An 18,269-nucleotide genomic window follows, 5' to 3' on the forward strand; every position below is an offset into this window, starting at 1 on the left:
CTAATAGGAAACTTTCCTATTAATGATCGGTCGTCAGTGTGGCACGAGCCCGCCGCGTGCGGCAAGTCTCCCGCGTCGGCCGGCCGGGGAGTCATTCCTCGCCCGATCCTTGCGAACCGCCGAAGGTCCGTGGAAAACTGCGGCCACCCGAAAACAGTAAAGAGTCTTTCCGAAAACGACCTGCTTAGGGGAAGAGGTACGTGAAGAGAGGTCCGCTTTCCCATGGTCAGGAACGTCTTTGGTTTCTCAACCAGCTCGATCCGGCCGATTCCTCGTACAACACCGCCTACGCGTACCGGTTACGTGGCCGGCTTGACATCCCGGCTCTCGAAGCCGCGTTCACCGCCGTCGCCGCCAGACATGACGCGCTCCGCACGCGGTTCGTCCAGGTCGACGGGCGACCGGCGGCCGTCGTCGGTCCTCCGACTCCGATAACCGTCGAGCAGGTCACGGCGGGGTCGGAGGACGAGGCCAGACGGATCGTCGGCGCCCGGACCAACGCCGCCTTCGACCTCGCCGAGCGGCCGCCATTCCGGATCACGCTGGTCCGGCTCGGCCCCGACGACCACGTACTCTGCGTCGTGCTGCACCACATCAATGGTGACGGGTGGTCGCTCAACGTGCTCAGGGCCGAGGTCGCCGACCACTACGCGGGCCGGGCCCGTCCCGGGGCGCTCCCGCCGCAGTACAGCGATCACGTGCTCGGGTGCGAAGACTCCGCTGATCCGCACCGGGCCGACCTGGACTGGTGGGTGTCGCGACTGGCCGGTGCTCCCGTGCTCGAACTGCCCACCGACCGGTCTCGGCCCGCCCAGCGTGGCACGGCGGGCGGTGAGGTGCGGTTCCGTATCCCGCCCGAGTTGGCCGCGAAGGTGGCCGAGTCGGCACGCCGGGCGCGCTGCACGCCGTACATGCTGCTGCTCGCGGCATATCAGGTGCTGCTCCACCGGCACAGTGGACAGCTGGATTTCTGCGTGGGCACCCCCTCGGCCGGGCGCGACAGCACCGAGCTGGAGCAGATGATCGGTTATCTGTCGACGACCATGGTGCTTCGCTGCGACCTGTCCGGTTCGCCGAGCTTCGCGGAGTTGCTCCATCGTACCCGCCGGTCGGTCCTGGGTGCGCTCACCCATCGGGATGTGTCGTTCGAGCGGTTGATCGGCGAGCTCGGCGTGGTCCGCGACCCGAGCAGGACCCCGCTGTTCCAGACCATGTTCGCGCTGCACACCCACGGCGATGTGGCCGACCCGGTGCCCGGACTGGACGCCGAGCCGTTCCCGCTCGGCTGGCACTCCGCCAGAGTGGACCTGTCGCTCGACTTCTACGACGAGGACGACGACGGCATGCTCGGCGTCGCCATCTACAGCGAGGAACTCTTCGACCACGAGACGGTCGAGCTGATGATGGGGCGCTACCTCGTGCTCCTCGCCGCCGCCGTCGCCGATCCTTCGCTGCCCGTGGGGCGGCTCGACCTGCTCGCCAGGCCCGAACGCACCCGGCTCGACGGATGGAACGACACCGCGGTCGAGCTCCCCGAACTCACCCTGGTCGACCTGGTGCTCAACCGGGCCGCCGCCACACCCGACGCGGTGGCGGTGGTCTTCGAGGGCACATCGCCGACCGGGTGGAAGCCGAACTACGATCATCTGACCTACGCTGATCTGGCCGGACGGGCCGCCGGGCTGGCGGCACGGCTGCGCGAGGAGGGCATCGGGCGCGGCCGCGTGGTCGCGGTGCGCATGTCGCGCGGACCGGAGATGGTCGTCGCGCTGCTCGGCGTCGCCATGTCGGGTGCGGCCTACCTGCCGGTGGACCCCGACTACCCGGCGGCCCGGGTCGAGTACATGATCGAGGACTCGGACGCGGCCCGGATCTTGACCGACGCCGACCTGGCCGACGCCGATCCGCTTGGGGGCGTCGCCTCGGCCCGAATCGAAGCCGTCGAGCGGCCGTCGCCCGACGACACCGCCTACGTGCTCTACACCTCCGGCTCCACCGGAAGGCCGAAGGGGGTGATGGTGCCGCACGGCGCGCTCGCCAACTTCCTGTTCGGGATGCGCGACCTCGTCGGCTCCAAGCCGTCGGACGTCTGGCTCGCGCTCACCTCGCTGTCGTTCGACATCTCCGCGCTGGAGCTCTACCTGCCGCTGGTCACCGGCGGCCGCCTGGTCGTCGCCGGCGCGGACACGGCGCGCGACGACGCGGCCCTCACCAGGCTGATCGCAGACACGGGAGTGACCCACGTACAGGCCACCCCGTCGGGCTGGCGGGTGCTGCTCACGGGTGACCTCCCGCCGGTGGTGGCCCTCGTCGGCGGCGAGCCCCTCCCGCTCGCGCTCGCGACCGAGTTGCGGGCACGGGTACACAGGCTCATCAACATGTACGGCCCCACCGAGACCACGATCTGGTCGACCTCCTGGGAGGTGCCCGAGCGCCCCGAGCGGGTGACGATCGGCCATCCGATCGTCAACACCACCATCCACGTCGTCGATGCCGAAGGCTTGCGGGTGCCGATCGGGGTGCCCGGCGAACTACTCATCGGTGGCGCCGGGGTCGCGACCGGCTACCTCGGACGCCCCGACCTCACCGCCGAACGGTTCGTACGACACGACGGCGAACGGGTCTACCGCACCGGCGACGTCGTCAGATGGTCGGCGGACGGCACGCTGGAGTTCATCGGCCGCACGGACAACCAGGTCAAGCTGCGCGGGCACCGGATCGAACCGGGTGAGATCGAGTCCGTGCTCGAAGCCCATCCCGCCGTGCGCCAGGCCGTGGTGGCCATACACGACGACCTGTTGACGGCCTTCGTCGTCCCCGCCGATGCCGAGGCTCCGACCGGAGACGGCGATCCGTGGAACCTCCGGCGACACGTCGCCGGACAGCTACCCGGCTACATGGTCCCCGCGACCGTTGTGACGCTCGACGCGCTACCGCTCACCCCGAACGGCAAGGTGGACCGGAAGGCGCTGCCCCACCCGGAGCCCACCAGGACGCGGGGCACTCCGCCGCGCACCCCGGCCGAGCGGCTGGTGGCCGGCGTCTTCGCCGAGGTGCTCGGCATCGAGGACATCGGCGCCGAAGACGACTTCTTCGCGCTCGGCGGGCATTCGCTGCTGGCCACCATGGTCACCGCCAGGCTGCCGGTACGGATCCCGGTGCGCGAACTGTTCACCCGTCCGACCGTCGCCGCGCTGGCCGAGGTGCTCGAGACCATCGCCGAGCCGGGGTTCGCCGCGTGGGACCGGGCCTCGACCGGGAGCGACGACGGACCACGCCCCCGCCCCGCCGGAGAGCCCGCGCTGCTCTCTCCCAGCCAGGAACGGCTCTGGTTCCTGCATCGGCTCGACCCCGGCGACGCGTCGTACAACATGTGGCTCGTCCGCCGGTTGCGCGGCCCCTTGGACCGCACCACCCTGGACCAGGCCCTGTCCGCGCTGGTCGCCAGGCACGAGAGCCTGCGCACGAGGTTCCCGGAGGTAGACGGCGTTCCGGTCGCGGAAATCGATCCACCGGGGCCCGTGCCGGTCGAGGCCGTCGCCGCCACCGATGTCGCGCAGGCCGAGGCGCTGGTCGCCGAGCGGACGAACGCACCCTTCGACCTGGCCGCGAGTCCGCCGCTGCGCGTGACGCTGATCGAGCTCGGCGCCGACGACCACGTGCTGTGCGTGGTCCTCCACCACATCCTGGGCGACGGCTGGTCGCTGAACGTCATGCTGGACGAGCTGGCCCGGCTCTACTCCGGCGAACGGCTCGGCCCGGTGCCGCTGCAGTTCGGCGATGTGGCCCGATGGCAGCGCGACCGGAGCCAGGACGAGCTGGACGAACTGGCCGCCTACTGGGGTGAGCGGCTGGCCGGCGCCGCCCAGCTCGATCTGCCGGCTGATCGGCCGCGCACCTCCCCGCCCGCCAGGAAGGGCGGCTTCCACACGTTCCGGCTTCCCGCCGACGACGTGGCAGAGCTGGTCGAGCGGGGCAGGGAACGCGGCGCGACGCTGTTCATGACGTTGCTGGCCGCCTATCAGACGTTGCTCGCCGCGTGGAGCGGCCGTAGCGACATCACCGTCGCCACCGTCACCTCAGGCAGGGACCGGGTCGAACTCGAAACGGTGGTCGGCTACTTCGCCGACGTCCTGCTGATCCGAACGGACCTGTCCGCGGGGTCGTCCGGCGGGTCGTCCGACGGGGGCCCGAGCTTCGGCGAGCTGCTGGAGCGGACCCGCGACACGGTCCTGTCGGCCTTCGAACACCAGGGCATCCCGTTCGAACGGCTGCGCATCCCCGCCTTCGAGACGATGGCGATCTTGCACAACCAGGACACCGACACCACCCCGACGGACTTCTCCGGGCTTACGGCCGAGCCGTTCGCGCACGGCTTCGACCAGGTCAAGTTCGACCTGATGCTGGAGGCCTGGCAGGACGAGCGAGAGCTACTCGTCGTGCTCTCCTACGATGCCGCGCTGTTCGATCCGGGCACCATCGAGGTGATGGCCGACGGGCTGGAGCGAGTGCTGCGGCAGGACTGTTCCGCGTCGCCGCGGCTGATCACCACGGCGGAGGAGGAACGACTCCTGGAGATCGGCCAAGGGCCCGATGTCTCCGCCGAGCCGTACGTGCCGGAACTGGTGGCCTCGGCGGTAAGCGCACATCGGCATGCGCGGGCGGTAGGTGGCCTCGACTACGGCGAATTGGACGCGCGGGCCGATGAGCTGGCCGCGCTGCTCCAGGCGCACGGCGTCACAGTCGGCGACATCGTGGGGGTCCACCTCGGCAGGACGCCGGACGCGATCGCGGCGCTGCTCGCGGTCTGGCGCGTCGGGGCGGCCTATCTGCCGCTCGACCCGGGATATCCACGGGAGCGGCTGGCGTTCATGCTCGCCGACAGCGGAGCCGTACTCGTGCTGTCCGCCGCTGATCCGGCCTCCACCGATGCCGACGGCGGTCTGCCGCCGGCTGTGCCGGTCGCGTACCCGGCCCAGGCCGTCCCCGCGAGCAGCCCCACACCCGTGCCGGTCAGGGGCGACGCCGCGGCGTACGTGCTCTACACGTCCGGCTCGACCGGGACGCCGAAGGGTGTCGTCGTCGAACATCGCAACCTCGCGGCCAGAGTCGCGTGGATGCGCCGGGAGTACGGCCTGGGGCCGGGGGACCGGATGGTGCAGTTCGCCTCGCTCGGCTTCGACACGCACGCCGAGGAGATCTATCCGACGCTGGCAGCCGGGGCCTGCCTGGAGCTACTGCCGGATGGTGCGGTCACTCTCACCGACCACCTCGAAGGCGTCACCGTCCTGGACCTGCCGACCGCCTACTGGCACCACCTGGTCGACCAGATCGACTCGATCGCCTGGCCGCCGGAGCTGCGGTTGGTCATCCTCGGCGGGGAGCAGGTGCACGAGGCCGCGGTGGCCCGATGGCAGGCGCGGTTCGGCGGCCGGGTGCGGCTCGTCAACACCTACGGCCCCACCGAGGCGACGATCATCGCTACGCTCGCCGAGCTGGACGGCTCACCCGGACGTCCGCCGATCGGCAGGCCCATCGGCGGAACCCGCGTCCTCATCCTGGATGCGGCCGGACGGCTCGCACCGCCCGGCGCGGCGGGGGAACTGGCAATCGGTGGAACCGGTGTGGCCCGGGGCTACCTCGGCGACACCGAGTCGGCCGCCGCGCTGACCGCCGACCGATTCGTCGACCGGTACGGCGAGCGCGTCTACCGGACCGGCGACCGGGTGCGGTGGCGGCCGGCTGGGCAGCCGGGGCCTGGGCAGCCGGAGCCCTGGCAGCTGGAGTTTCTGGGCCGGCTCGACGACCAGGTGAAGGTGCGCGGATTCCGGATCGAGCCGGGCGAGATCGAAGCGCGGCTGCTCGCCCACCCCGAGGTGGGCGAGGCGGCGGTCGTCGCGCTCGGCGACACGCTGGTCGGCTACGTCACCGGTCCTGCCGCCTTCACCGAACTGGCCGAGTTCGCGGGTGCGGCGCTTCCGCCGCACATGGTGCCGACCGCCTGGGCGCGGCTGGACCGGCTGCCGCTGAACCCGAATGGCAAGGTGGACCGGGCCGCGCTGCCCGCTCCGGAGGCACACCGGGAGGCGTACGTCGCGCCCCGCACCGACGCCGAGGCGTTGGTGGCCGAGGTCTTCGGCGAGGTGCTCGGCGTCGAGAAGGTCGGCGCTTATGACGAGTTCTTCGCGCTCGGAGGCCACTCGTTGCTCGCCGTACGGATCGTCGCCCGGTTACGCGGCATGATCGGCCTGGAGCTGCCGATCCGCACCCTGTTCACCCAACCCACGGTCGAAGGGCTGGCACGGGCGGTTGAGGAGCTCCTGATCGCCGAGCTGGATCAGATGTCCGAAGAAGAGGCGGAACGCCTCGCCAGGGAGTTGACGTGATCAAGAAAAGGTTGGCTGAACTCATCGCGCAGTCCTCCGACGGCGCCGTCACGCCGGATGAGGTGCTGGCCGCGACCGTGCCGCTGTCGGCGCTCGGCGTCACGTCGATCGCACTGCTGCGACTGATCGACGCGATCGAGTCGGAGTTCGGGGTGGAGTTCGATCTGAGCGAGGACGGTATGGAACTGCTCGACGACTTCGACCGGTTGGCCGGGTACCTGGCTTCCCGATGAGCGTTGCCGACCACACCCTGGATATCGAGTTCGCCGGGCCGGACTCCGGCGCCGCGCCGCTCACCGCGCCGCTCACCTGGGGCCAGCGGGCCATCTGGGAGACGATCGTGCGCACTGCTCCAGACGATCACTATTTCAACTTCGGCCACGTGCTGAAGGTGCCGGGCCCCCGTCGTACCGTCGCCGAGGCGAGTACGGCGTTGGCCGCCCTGGTCGAACGGCACGGCGCGCTGCGGACCCGGCTGAGCGAGCCCGGCCTGCCCGGTGAAGTCCTGCCAGATAAAGCGGGCGGCGAGCCGTACCAGCGGCTGGCGGAGCGGGGACGGCTGCCGGTCGTGATCACCGACGACGACCCGGACCGGGTGCTGGACGAGCTGGCGGCGCGGCCGTTCGACTACGTCGGTGAGTGGCCCCTGCGGGTGGCGCTGGTCCTCGACGGCGATCGAGTCACCCACGTGGTGTTGGTCTTCTGTCATCTGGCCGCCGACGGGTTCGGCGCCGAGATCGCGCTGCGCGACCTGCGCATGCTGCTGCTCAGGGGTGACCGGGGAGGGGGCGCCATCCGGCGACCCGGTGCTCTGCAGCCGCTCGATCTCGCCCGCTGGCAGGCCGGCCCGGAGGGGCGGAAGGCGGCGGAGACGGCCGCGGCGCACTGGGAGCGGGAATTCCGGCGCATCCCCCCGACGATGTTCTCCGCACCGACCGGCTCCGCCGCGGACCCGCCGATCTGGCGGGCGCTGCTGCGCTCCCCGGCTCTGGAGCTCGCGGTCCGGTCGATCGCTCACGTTCGCCGAGCCTCGACCTCGACTGTGCTGCTGACGGCCGTGGCGGCACTGGTCGGCCGGTTCACCGGCCATGAGACGTGTGCGATGCTGCCGATCTCCGCCAACCGAGTCCGACGTGGCACCGCGGACATCGTCACCACGATGTCGCAGGAGGGTCTGTTCACGCTCGACCTCGATCTCGGCGGCGCGGGAGGCGCGTCCTTCACCGATCTGCTGCGAGCCGCCGGACCCGCCGCCCTGCGCGCTTATCGCAGCGCCTACCACGACCCTGCCGACCGGAACCGGGTCACCACGACGATCGACTTGGAGCGGGGTGAGTCGATCCGCCCGTACTGCTGCTTCAACGACATGCGCTTCGCCGACCCCGGACCCGTCGCATGCGACCCCGACGAGATTACGACGGCACTGGCCCGGACTTCGCTGTCGTGGCCGATGAGTCAGGAAAAGCTGAACTGCCGCTTCTGTGTCCACCTCACCGTGGACGGAGTCTCGCTCACCGCCGACACACGGTATCTGTCCCGGCCGGACATCGAGCGCTTTCTGCTGGAGCTGGAGTCCTTCCTCGTCGGGGCGGCCGTCCGATGATCGTACGGGCCTACGCCACCGCGACCTCCTGCCCGCAGGGGGCCTCACTCGGCTTCGTCCTCGACCGGGGGGCGCCTGTGGTGGTGACCGACGCCACCGACGACCGGGTGGTGTTCGAAGGCATCGCGTCCGCACCACGGTGGGAACTGGACATCCCCGCCGATTGGCGCAGTTCGCTGTATCGCGCCCGCTTCGGTCCCGAGGTGCCGTGGCCCCGCACGCTGCCCGGGAACGCGCCGTGCCCGGACAACGAGGTTTACTTCGTGGTACGGCAGGCGGTTCCCAGCTCGCCGGTGCTGCTGAGCGTCCCGTTCACCACCTGGCAGGCGTACAACCGGGCCGGTGAACCCGGCCAGAGCATCTACTGGACCGAGTCGGCCACCCGGGCCGCGCGCGTTACCTTCGACCGGCCCGGCGGCGGACCTTCCCCGGAACGCTGGGAGGAGGGGCTGACGCGCTGGCTGCGCCGCACCGGCTACGACGTCGCCTGGTGCTCCAACCTCGACCTGCACGACGGCCTGGACCTGCTGTCCCAGCACCGCATGCTGATCGTCAACGGGCACGACGAGTACTGGTCGATGGGGATGCGGGACGCCGTGGAGGAGTTCGTACGGCGCGGCGGCAACGTCGCGTTCTTCTCCGGCAACACCTGCTGGTGGCAGATCAGGTTCGAAGACGGCGGCCGCACCATGGTCTGCTACCGGGACGCGGTTTCCGACCCGATGGCCGCCTCCGCCGGAACCGCATCGGATGGGGCAGCGGTCGACCCGCGCCTGACGACCGTCGAATGGTCGGCGGCGCCGGTGAATCGCCCGGAGAACACGTTGACCGGGGTGAGTTTCCGCGCGGGCGCCGGAGCCTGGGGACCGTACATGCCGCGGATGCTGGAGGAGTCCTACAGCACGCGTTTCGCGGCCCACTGGGTGTTCGAGGGGACGGGGCTGACCGACGGCGACAAGTTCGGCCAGGGCTGCCTGGGCTATGAGACGGACGCCGCCGAATTCACGGAGGTGGCGGGGGTGCCCCGGGTGACCGGACGCGACGGCACCCCGTCGTCGTTCGTCGTCCTCGCCACCGCCGACCTTCGGCACTGGAACTCGTACGGCCAGGGCGGCATGGCCACCATGGGCGTGTTCACCAGCGGCCTCGGGACCGTCTTCACGGCGGCCACGGTGAACTGGGGCAACGGAATGGATGACCCGGTGGTCGACCGGATCACCCGCAACGTGATCGATCGGCTGTCGTCCGCGGACGGCAGACACTGGGACGTGATCGGCCCGACCTCCGACCTGCTGGCGCTCGCGGTGCTCGGCCGGACGCTGTACGCGGTGAGCGCCGACGGCATGCTGCTGGCACGGGAGTTGTGCGGCCAGAACCTGCCCTGGCAGCCGGTCGGCCCGGCCGACGGCGTACGTGGACTGGCCGTGCCGCGTGAGGCCGCCAACGGCGTGCCCCTCGGCCTGTACGGCGTGACGCCCGAGGGGAGGCTTCTCCGTCTCGAGGAGTCGCGGTGGCGGGAGGCCGGTCCCGCGCCCGAGTCCGCGATCGGCCTGGCCGTGGCCGACTGCACGTTCTGGGCGGCCACCTCATCTGGCGAGCTGTGGCGACAGGTTTTCGGCACCGGTACGTGGGAGCCCGCCGGTTCGTCGGGCGGCGCGGTCGCCCTCGGCGGGATGAACGGCAGGCTTTTCGCCCTGGACTCCGATGGGCGCCTGTCGACCCGGCTTCCCCCCGCCCCGTTCGAAGGGGGCACGGCCGAAGAGGGCACGGCCGAAGGGGGCGCGGCCGAAGGGGGCGCGGACGAAGAGGCCGGGATCGTGGGAGTTGGAACCGGATGGGAGCCGCACGCTGACGTGGTGCCGGGCAGCACGTGCACCGCCCATTCCGGGCTGTTCATCGCCGCCGGTCGTGGCGTTCCGCTCCGCTGGCGACCAATCTGATCGGGGTGATGCTCGCCTGTCTGGGTCGGCTGCCGATCAGCGGCCCATGACCGCTCTAGCCGGTGATTCGGATGACGCGTTTTCCGCGGACGCCGCCCGCCTCCAGTGCGCGATGCGCCGTGGCGATATCAGCGAGCGGATGCACCGCGTCCACGACCGGTCGCAGCGCTCCGCGCTCCACATATTCGGTCAGGTCGGCGAAGAGCCGATGGGTGGGGCGGCCGCTGAAGAACCGTACGCGTCGCGATCCGAACGCGGTGGTCGCGAGGATGTATGAGATTGAGGGGACCGCGTGGTCGATGTCGAAGGCGATGGACACCATGCGACCTCCGGGTGCCAGGAGCCGTCGGTAGGCGCTGAGCTCGGTGCCGACAGTGTCGAGAACCACATCGAACGGGCCGAGGTCGGCCGCGCCGGTGGTCGCGTAGTCGAAGGCTTCGTCGGCGCCGAGTTCCCGTACGAGGTCGAGGTTCGCGGCCCGGGCGAGTGCGGTGACACGCGCGCCGTATGCCCGGCCGAGCTGGACGGCGATATTGCCGACTCCGCCGCTCGCACCGCGTACGAGCAGTCGCTCACCCGGCTTGAGCCGGGCCTTGTCCCGCAGCGCGGTGATCGCTGTTGTGCCCACGGGCAGGGCTGCGGCCTCGACCAGGTCGAGCCCGGCCGGGGCGAGGGCGAACTGCCGGGGACGTACGGCCACGAACTCGGCGGCGCTTCCGAAAGTCCGTGACATCACTCCCCATACCCGGTCGCCAAGTGCGAGGCCGGGCATGGCAGAGCCCAGGGCGGCGACTTCGCCGGTGAAGTCGATCCCGATGCGCTTCGGGAAACCCCGTCCCGTCAGCCCCGTCACGAGCCGCACCCGACCCGCCCGGCCGAGGAGTTCTCCTCCGTTCACGCTGGTGGCATGGACGCGCACCAGCACCTCGCCCGGTCCGGCGACCGGCTTCGGCACCGTTCCCTCGTACAGAACCTCCGGCGGGCCGTACCTGTCGTACAGCGCCGCGCGCATCTCACTCATGTCTTGCAGGCTAATCACATAAACGGAGAGGCGCTTCCACTTAGGCTAATGTGAGAAATATGCCAGCGAATTCCTCTCGGTTGTCGCATGCCGCCGCGCCCGCCGGACCGACGGGGCTGCGCGCGGACGCGAGGCACAACCGCGAGCGCATCCTCCAAGCCGCCCGCGAGGCGTTCGCCGAGCTCGGGATCGACGTGCCGATGGCCGCGATAGCCCGCCGGGCCGGGGTCGGTGTGGCCACGCTCTACCGGCGCTTTCCCACCCGGGAGTCGCTGGTCACGGAAGTGTTCGCCGATCAGTTCGCCGCATGCGCGAAGATCTTCGATGACGCTCTCGCCGACCCCGACGCATGGCGGGGCTTCCGTACGGTGATCGAGAGGGTCTGTGCCATGCAGGTCGTGGATCGGGGGTTCACCGCGGCGTTTCTGACGGCCTTCCCCGGCGCGATCGACTACGAACGGGAGCGCACGCGCGCCGAGCGCGGGCTGACCGAGTTGACGCGGCGGGCCAAGGCGGCCGGGAGGCTGCGCGCCGACTTCGAACTGGCGGACCTCACGCTCGTTCTCATGGCCAACTGCGGCATCGCGGCCGGTCCCACAGACACTGCGCCGGCCGCCTCTCGCCGGCTCGTCGCCTATCTGCTCCGGTCCTTTCAGGCCGATCACGCCGACCCGGCCGATCCTCTGCCACCGCCGCCCCCGCTCGGCCTGGACCATCCCGACAGGCTGAGTCACGAGCGGGCGTCCCGTGCTGTGCGCGGACACGGGACGCCCGCAGGCGGTGACTCGGTGATCTACCGGGTCGATTGAGGAAAGGTCAGACGGCCTGCCAGAGCGCCGGGACGTTCGGCGGCTCCCAGCCGGTCAGCGCGGTGTGCCCCTGGACGCACCGGTAGGTGCGGCCACTGTAGGTGACCAGGTCGCCGGCCTTGTAGGGCGTGCCGGCGGTCCAGGCGCCGCCGGGGGTCGTCGGAGGAGTCGGCGTGGGCGTCGGGGTCGGCCTCGGCGTGGGGCTCGGGGTCGGAGTCGGGGTCGGGGTGGGAGTCGGCCTCGGGGTCGGCGTGGGGGTGCCCGGGCCGCCGGGGCCGACCTGGAGGTCGACGCAGTTGTAGAAGGCCATCGCCGTGTCGGCGATGTTCCAGATGGCGAGCAGCTTGATCCGGCCGGTCCTGCCGCCCAGGTCCACCGTGTGCGAGACGGTGGAGCCGGGGAGCTTGCCGCGGTCGTTGAACTGGGCGATCCGCTCGTTGCCGACGTAGTAGTCCCACGTGCTGGTGGAGTGCCGGGCTTCGATCCGCCACTGGAAGTTCACCACGTTGCCGACCGTGGTGACCGGCCACGGCTTGCTGTCGTCGTCGAGCGGAGACCACCGGGCATCGCCGGCGCTGCAGTTGCGCTGACCCTTGGGCCCTTCGACGCTGGCCGGCTCCCAGATGATCTGCCCGCAGTTGGGGACCTTGCCCATGGCGCACCAGGCCTGCCTGCTCGGCGGGTCCGAGATGTAGCCGTGGGCCGAAGCGGGTGAGGCCATGACCACCACTGATGTGGCGGCGACGGCGAGTCCCGCCAGGGGCGCGAACAGTTTGCGCATGTCGTGCTTCCTTCGCTGGGGGGTAGTGAGGTCAATATAAAGGAAAGTTTCCTAACAAAAAACCCTCTGTCAGGCCCTGGTATGGATCTCTGTCAGCGTGATGGCTTCATGGCCGGTCACGAGGGTCTGCCGTCGGGCCGGCTCTTTCGCCCCGTCCCCCACGAGGTCGCACGGGCGCGCGCGGCGCCTCGGGGACGCGGCGCCGGGCAGCGCACTCACCGCCCATGCGGGGTTCCTCGCCGCCGCCGGCCGCGGTATCCCCGCCGCCGGCGGCAGGTCTGATCGGTCGGCGGCTCGAAAGCAACCTCAGTCTCCCCTGCCCGCCAAGAGCCCAGAAAGAGCGTGCTGGAGGATCTTTGGGACATGCCTACGGTAAGTCACTTCCTGGGATGTCAGTGGAAACACTTGCATCAAGTGGCCTAGACGCGCCGGGACAGCACGATTAAGGATCGGAATATGGCCGCTCGGGGGTGATTGCGCCCGAGAAATTCACCCCCTTTTGTCCCGATCAATCATTTTCGCCATTATGGCGACGGGAGAGTGGGGTGGAAACTCCTCGGCCATTCCAGGGCCCAGGAAAACCTGGCGTCCTGACCTGCCTGAGCCCGACCCGGGCCAAAGGAGGGAACATGCATCGGAAATCCAGTCGACTCGCCCTGGCTCTCTGCGCCTCTACGCTGGCGGCCGGCGGCGTCGCGCTGCTGAGCGGACCCGCCTTCGCCGCGACCAGCGGGTGGGAAGACTGCGCCGAAGTCGCCGAGTCGTCCTACTCGGCTTCCGAGATCGCGCTGCCGCTCTCGGCGGCGTCCCAGCTGTCCGAGGTGTCCACGGTCTCCATGCCGGTCATCTCACAGCAGGTCATCTCACAGCCGGTCGTCGCGCAGCCGGTGCTCGCACAGCGGGTCATCTCGCAGCCCGTGATCGCGCAGCCGGTCCTCTCCGAGCCGATGAGTGTCTCGGTCAGCTTCCAGCCCGAGTTCTCAAGCCCGCGGTACTTCCAGAGCGAACGGTTCGTGAGCGAGCCGATCTCGTTCCAGTACCGCAGCGCGCGGTTCTCGAGCGAACTCCTGCCGTCGCGGTTCGAGCGCGGCGAGCAGAGCCCGCTCGGCGCCCAGGAGCAGGTCGAGGCCGAGGCGAGCCAGGCGAAGTCCCGCATCCAGCACCACGCGAACGTGGCCAAGGCACGCATCAACCGTGAGGTGCGGAAGTCCGAGCGTCGCATCACAGGCGAGACACAGAGGAGCGAGAGCAGGATGGCGGAGGCGTCCTGGCTGTCCGACTGCTGCTAGGGACCCGACCCAGGGACCCGGCCGTCCGTTCAGGTGGCCCCGTGCTTCGGCGCGGGGCCACTCGCGGTTCCGGAACGTTCCCGCGCCTGCGTCGTCGCATTCGATACCTCTCTGAGCTGCGGGGAAACCAATACGTGGCGGTTAGGTAATCGATGTCCCCGCTGGCCAGGCGTAACGTGCTTTTCCGCGGATCGGTTGATTGCGGGGCGTCTCGGCGGGACGCGGATCCGGTTTGCTCGATCGCGGCGATGCTTGCACCATGGGCGTGGCTCACCTGGAAGAATCGGCGGGACCGCTAGGGTGATTACTTGAATTGGCTTAACCGGATCGAGAGTAAGACGAAACCGCGCCAGCCGGGGGGATCGGCGCGAGCGGAGGCGTGATGGCTCGCAGGTCAAACGTCCAGCAGGATCCGCGGATCGCTGGCGACCCCGAGCCGTACCCTCCGGAGGGCCCTGACGAGGTGACCACCGGCCGGAGCGTCTCCGCCCGGCGCGGAGGCGGGTGGAGCGGCGGCGGAGGCCGCTGGCTCGTCTGGATCGGCCGCGTCGTCCTCTGGGCTCTGATCATCGTGATCGTCGTCAACGGCGTCCGTGCCCCGTTCGAACGGCTGAGCCAGGGCGGTGACCCGACGACCACCAGTAGCCCGAGCGACCTGGGATTCCCGGTCACCGAGGCGTCCGCGTTCGCCAACCAGTTCGCCGCCGTCTACATGAACTACGACGCCGCCAATCCCCAGCAGCGAGCGGAGCGGTTGAAGTCGTTCCTCCCCGAGGACGAGGATGACAAGCAGTTCGGCTGGAACGGATATGGACGGATGTCCGCCGGGGCGTTCCAGTTCGCCGGAATCAGCGTGATCGACGCGCACAACGCTCGCGTCACCGTGTCGTACCAGTCCGGCAGCAGGCGCGGGCTGCTCTCCGTGCCCGTCTATTACGACGGCACCGGGTTCGTCGTGTCGGAGAAGCCGGCGTTGCTGCCGGAGGCGGCTCCGGCCGGTCTGCCCCCGATCTCCGATCCCGACCGCGACTCCGCCGCCGAGGCCGAGCTGCGCCCCCAGCTTGAGGGTTTCTTCAAGGCGTACGCCGCGGGCAACCAGGTGGATCTGCAGCGCTATGTCGCCAACGGGGTGACGATAGAGGGCTTCGACGGGGAGTTCACACTCACCCAGTTGAAGGACGTGATCGTGCCGCCGGGTGAGGCGAACAGCAGGGACGTCACCGCCGTCGTCGTGTGGGAGGTCGCCTCGGGTGGTGCGGCTCCGACGCAGACCCCGTCCATCGACGACCCGACGCGACAGCCGGGCGGACTCGAGCAGGCCTACCGGCTCACCATCGAGAAGCAGGGTGACAAGTGGTTCGTCAGGGACGTCCAGGGCGCGAAGCGGCCCGCGGGGTGACGCATGCCCGATCATGTCATCGCTGATCCATACCCCCGGGAGGGCGAGAATTGATTGTGAAGACCATGGTGGACAGTTTCATCGATGGAATCGTCGGTTCCGGTAGCTTCGGTGGCAGTGTCCACGATCTGGCCGTCGCGCCTTCCCCCGAACCGACGACGGGCATCAACACCGCGGGGCTGGCGGATTTCCTCCGGACTTTCTTCGCCCCGCTCTTCCTCGCCGTCGTCTCCGTAGTGGCGATCTTCTTTCTCTTCACCCGCGAGATCACCAGATTTATGCAGTTCATCATCTTGGCGATCGCAATCGGCGTGATCTTCTATGTGCCCAACATCATCGAGGTGACGGCCAAGGCCATCGCGGGCGCACTCGGCATCAAGTGACCGAGTGATCGGGCGGAGAGGAGGATCGGGTGGATCTGCCCACATATACCAATATTTGGCGCATTGAGAAGCGGCTGTACAAGCTGTACGACCTTCGGCTGCCCATGCCGCTTCCCATCGTCTGGATCGGTGTGTTCGTGGGCGTGCTGGTCCCCTGGTGTGTCCTCCTCGCCCTGGTCGGGTTGCCGTTCGGCCCTCCGTGGCATGTCGTCTACCTGGTGCCGCCCGGCGTGCTGACCTGGCTCTCCACCCGCCCGGTGATCGAGGGTAAACGGCTCACCGAGCTCCTGCAGTCCCAGCTCCGCTACCTGGCCGAGCCCCGCACCTGGTGCCGCATGGCTCCGATCGGCGAGCCCGAAGAGATCACCTTCGCCGCCCGGGTATGGCGGGTCACGTCGCCGCAGGCCGTTCCGACCGTCGTCGAAACCACAGCCAAGGCCCCAGCGAGGGGCCCAGCGAGGGCCGCCGTCAGGGCCGCGGGGAAGACGAGTGGGAAGGCCAAGGCCGCCGCCACGGGGGCGGGGCCGGTCGGGAAGCGCCCTCGGGTGACCGGGTTGCCGTTGCCGACCGCCGAGCCTCCGGCGCTCGCCCATTCCGCCCGATCCGTGGCCAAGGGCACCGGTCGTCCTGCCCGCGGCGGTTTCCGGGGTGTCGACCATTCGGCCGGCACTGGTTCGTCGGTCGGCACTGGTTCGTCGGCAGGCACTGGTTCGTCGGCTGCCGCGATGCCGTCGGCCGACGAGGTGCCGTCGGGCATCGTGCGTCCGGCGGTGGCCGCCGCCGCGGCGGCGGCCGCTCCCATCGCCGATGTCCCGTCCTCCGTCTCATGGCGTACGGCTTCCGCGTCCGGGAGGGGCGTCGCGTCGGGTGGTGAGCGTGCGTTCTCCACCACGGAGGCGGGGACGACGCCCACGGCACGGGAGGCGGCGGAGTCGGTAGCGCCGCCCTCCGCCGGAGCCCAGACTCTGGACGCCCAGGTTTCGGATGCCCAGGTTTCGGACGCCCAGGTTTCGGATGCCCAGGTCTCGGAGGTTTCGACGTCAGATGTGGCGGCGACCGTGCCGGTCTCGGACGTGCCGCCCATCGGGACCGAGGCACTCCGCCGCCTTCGCAGGCTCGCGGCGTCGGCGGAGAGCCGTGCCGTACGGCAGGCCGATCCGGCTCCGCGACCGGACGGACCCGCCTGGCAGGAAGAGGCAGCGGAGCACGTCGCCGCCGAGGCCCCTCCTGTAGAGAGCCGGCCCATAGAGGGCGGGCTCGCGGAGGGCCATGCCGCCGAGAGTCGCGGTACCGGAGCCATCGTCGAGGAGGTGGCCGATCCCGGCAAGCCCGCCGTGAGCGACGAACTCGGGGATGTGGAGCACACCGCGGAAGCGCGGCGGACGGGGGATCCGGAGCCCACGAGCAGTGGGGAAGCGGGCACGAAGGCCGCCCGGCGGCGGGATTCCGACGATTGGCAGCGCAGAGCCCGGGAGCAGCACAGGAAGGGGCGGCCGCCGAAACCCATGCGGCCCGAGCAGCCCAAGCGGGAGACGGGGCCGACGCAGCCGCCCGTCCAGCCGGTTCAACCCATCCAGCCGGTTCAACCCGCACAGCCCGCGCCGCCCGTACAGCCGGGGCAGGCCGCTCATCCGCCGCGGGTGCGGCCGGAGGTCCCGGGGACGGCGATCCGGCCGCCGAAGCTCCAGCCGCCCAAGGCGAGGGGGGAGGAACCGCCCAAGCTCCGCCGGGTCGAGGCCGTCGTCGGCCGCGACCCCGCTGGCGGCTGGCGGCGGCTAGCCCAGGTCGTCGTGGGCGGAAGCCGTACAGACGGGATGGAGATCGACGAGGCACGGGCCCGTACGCCGCTCGCCGACAGCAAGCGGATCATGGTGCTGGGCTGCACGGGTGGTGCGGGACAGACGACCACGGCGCTGATGCTGGGACACTCGCTGGCCCGCTACCGGGCAGAGCGCGTGCTGGCCCTCGACGCGAGCGGCGGCGACGACACGATGACCAAGCGGATCGCGGCCGAGCCCGCCGAGCGGCTGGGCTCACTCCTCGAGGGCGCCGGATCGCTGACCCGCTACCTCGGCCTCGGCGCGCGTACCTCACGCTGCGGGTCGGGGCTGGAGGTGCTCGGGGCGGACATCGACGACCAGGCGGCGCAGCGTCTGGCGGACCGGGCGTCGCTCGGCGACTGGAGCCGGACGCTGGCCGTGCTCGATCGCCATTACGGGCTCACCGTGATAGACCCCGCCGCCGCGCTGGCGGCCCGGCTGCTGCCGTACACCGACCAGCTCGTGCTGGTGGCCCCCGCGAGCGCGGACGCCCCGGAGGCGATCGCCATGACCTACGAGTGGCTCGACGGCCACGGCTGCTCCGACCTGCGGCGCCGGGGCGTAATGGTGATCAACGGGGTGAGCCGGCGCAGCCTGCCCGAGGTGGAGCAGGCGGAGGCGGTGGCCAGCGGCCGGTGCCGGGCGATCGTCCGCGTGCCCTGGGAGGACGAGCTCGCGCCCGGCCGTCCGGGACCTGTTGACCTCAACAACCTTCGCGCGGGGGGCCGCAGGGCGTACGTTGCACTTGCGGGAGTGATCGTGAGCAGCCTGGCCGCGAACCGGCCGAGCGACGCGCACAGGGTCCGAGAACGCGCGGGTGAGAAAGCGGGTGAGTGAG

General features: G+C 70.2%; 11 protein-coding genes. 9 read left to right on the forward strand and 2 right to left on the reverse strand.

All coding sequences use genetic code 11. From position 1 onward, the window contains the following. Window positions 1-200: 200 nt before the first annotated feature. From ACFHYQ_RS07020 to ACFHYQ_RS07035, 4 genes are read left to right on the forward strand one after another with little or no spacing between them, the layout of a single operon-like run. The gene (locus ACFHYQ_RS07020) at window positions 201-6,386 is read left to right on the forward strand and encodes a non-ribosomal peptide synthetase (protein ID WP_394300255.1); all 6,186 of its coding nucleotides are present in this window, start codon (window positions 201-203) and stop codon (window positions 6,384-6,386) included. Continuing rightward, window positions 6,383-6,619, forward strand: a complete 237-nt coding sequence (locus ACFHYQ_RS07025; RefSeq protein WP_394300256.1) for an acyl carrier protein — start codon at window positions 6,383-6,385, stop codon at window positions 6,617-6,619. Before ACFHYQ_RS07020 ends, ACFHYQ_RS07025 begins: the two co-directional genes overlap by 4 nt. After that, window positions 6,616-7,989 (forward strand): condensation domain-containing protein, encoded by a 1,374-nt coding sequence (locus ACFHYQ_RS07030; RefSeq protein WP_394300257.1) that lies wholly within the window; start codon window positions 6,616-6,618, stop codon window positions 7,987-7,989. Before ACFHYQ_RS07025 ends, ACFHYQ_RS07030 begins: the two co-directional genes overlap by 4 nt. Continuing rightward, window positions 7,986-9,929, forward strand: coding sequence for a N,N-dimethylformamidase beta subunit family domain-containing protein (locus ACFHYQ_RS07035; RefSeq protein ID WP_394300258.1), 1,944 nt, complete (start codon window positions 7,986-7,988; stop codon window positions 9,927-9,929). The genes ACFHYQ_RS07030 and ACFHYQ_RS07035 overlap by 4 nt, the downstream gene beginning before the upstream one ends. 55 nt (window positions 9,930-9,984) lie before the next feature. Here the strand turns inward: ACFHYQ_RS07035 and ACFHYQ_RS07040 are convergent, their stop codons facing one another. After that, window positions 9,985-10,941 (reverse strand): NAD(P)-dependent alcohol dehydrogenase, encoded by a 957-nt coding sequence (locus ACFHYQ_RS07040; RefSeq protein WP_394300291.1) that lies wholly within the window; start codon window positions 10,939-10,941, stop codon window positions 9,985-9,987. A 68-nt stretch (window positions 10,942-11,009) separates the two neighbouring features. On the opposite strand from ACFHYQ_RS07040, the gene ACFHYQ_RS07045 reads away from it, so the two are divergent. Beyond that, window positions 11,010-11,759 (forward strand): TetR/AcrR family transcriptional regulator, encoded by a 750-nt coding sequence (locus tag ACFHYQ_RS07045; protein ID WP_394300259.1) that lies wholly within the window; start codon window positions 11,010-11,012, stop codon window positions 11,757-11,759. 7 nt (window positions 11,760-11,766) lie between these two features. On the opposite strand, the gene ACFHYQ_RS07050 is transcribed toward ACFHYQ_RS07045, so the two are convergent. Then, a complete protein-coding gene (locus ACFHYQ_RS07050) occupies window positions 11,767-12,540 on the reverse strand; it encodes a lytic polysaccharide monooxygenase (protein WP_394300260.1) in 774 nt (257 codons plus the stop codon). Between the two features lie 629 nt (window positions 12,541-13,169). Here ACFHYQ_RS07050 and ACFHYQ_RS07055 point away from each other — a divergent pair. The 4 genes from ACFHYQ_RS07055 (at window position 13,170) to ACFHYQ_RS07070 (ending at window position 18,268) form a co-directional block, all read left to right on the forward strand. Continuing rightward, entirely contained in the window at window positions 13,170-13,829 is a 660-nt protein-coding gene (locus tag ACFHYQ_RS07055; RefSeq protein WP_394300261.1) for a hypothetical protein, read from the forward strand. A 382-nt stretch (window positions 13,830-14,211) separates the two neighbouring features. After that, a complete protein-coding gene (locus ACFHYQ_RS07060; protein ID WP_394300262.1) occupies window positions 14,212-15,228 on the forward strand; it encodes a conjugal transfer protein in 1,017 nt (338 codons plus the stop codon). 65 nt (window positions 15,229-15,293) lie between these two features. After that, window positions 15,294-15,611 carry a hypothetical protein gene (locus ACFHYQ_RS07065; RefSeq protein WP_394300292.1) on the forward strand — a complete coding sequence of 106 codons (318 nt, stop codon included), beginning with the start codon at window positions 15,294-15,296 and terminating at the stop codon, window positions 15,609-15,611. Between the two features lie 29 nt (window positions 15,612-15,640). Then, window positions 15,641-18,268: a TcpE family conjugal transfer membrane protein gene (locus ACFHYQ_RS07070; RefSeq protein WP_394300263.1), complete on the forward strand. Its 2,628-nt coding sequence runs from the start codon at window positions 15,641-15,643 to the stop codon at window positions 18,266-18,268. The last annotated feature ends 1 nt before the right edge of the window (window position 18,269 follow it).

Source organism: Sphaerimonospora cavernae (genome assembly GCF_042435035.1).
Taxonomy (GTDB): domain Bacteria; phylum Actinomycetota; class Actinomycetes; order Streptosporangiales; family Streptosporangiaceae; genus Sphaerimonospora; species Sphaerimonospora cavernae.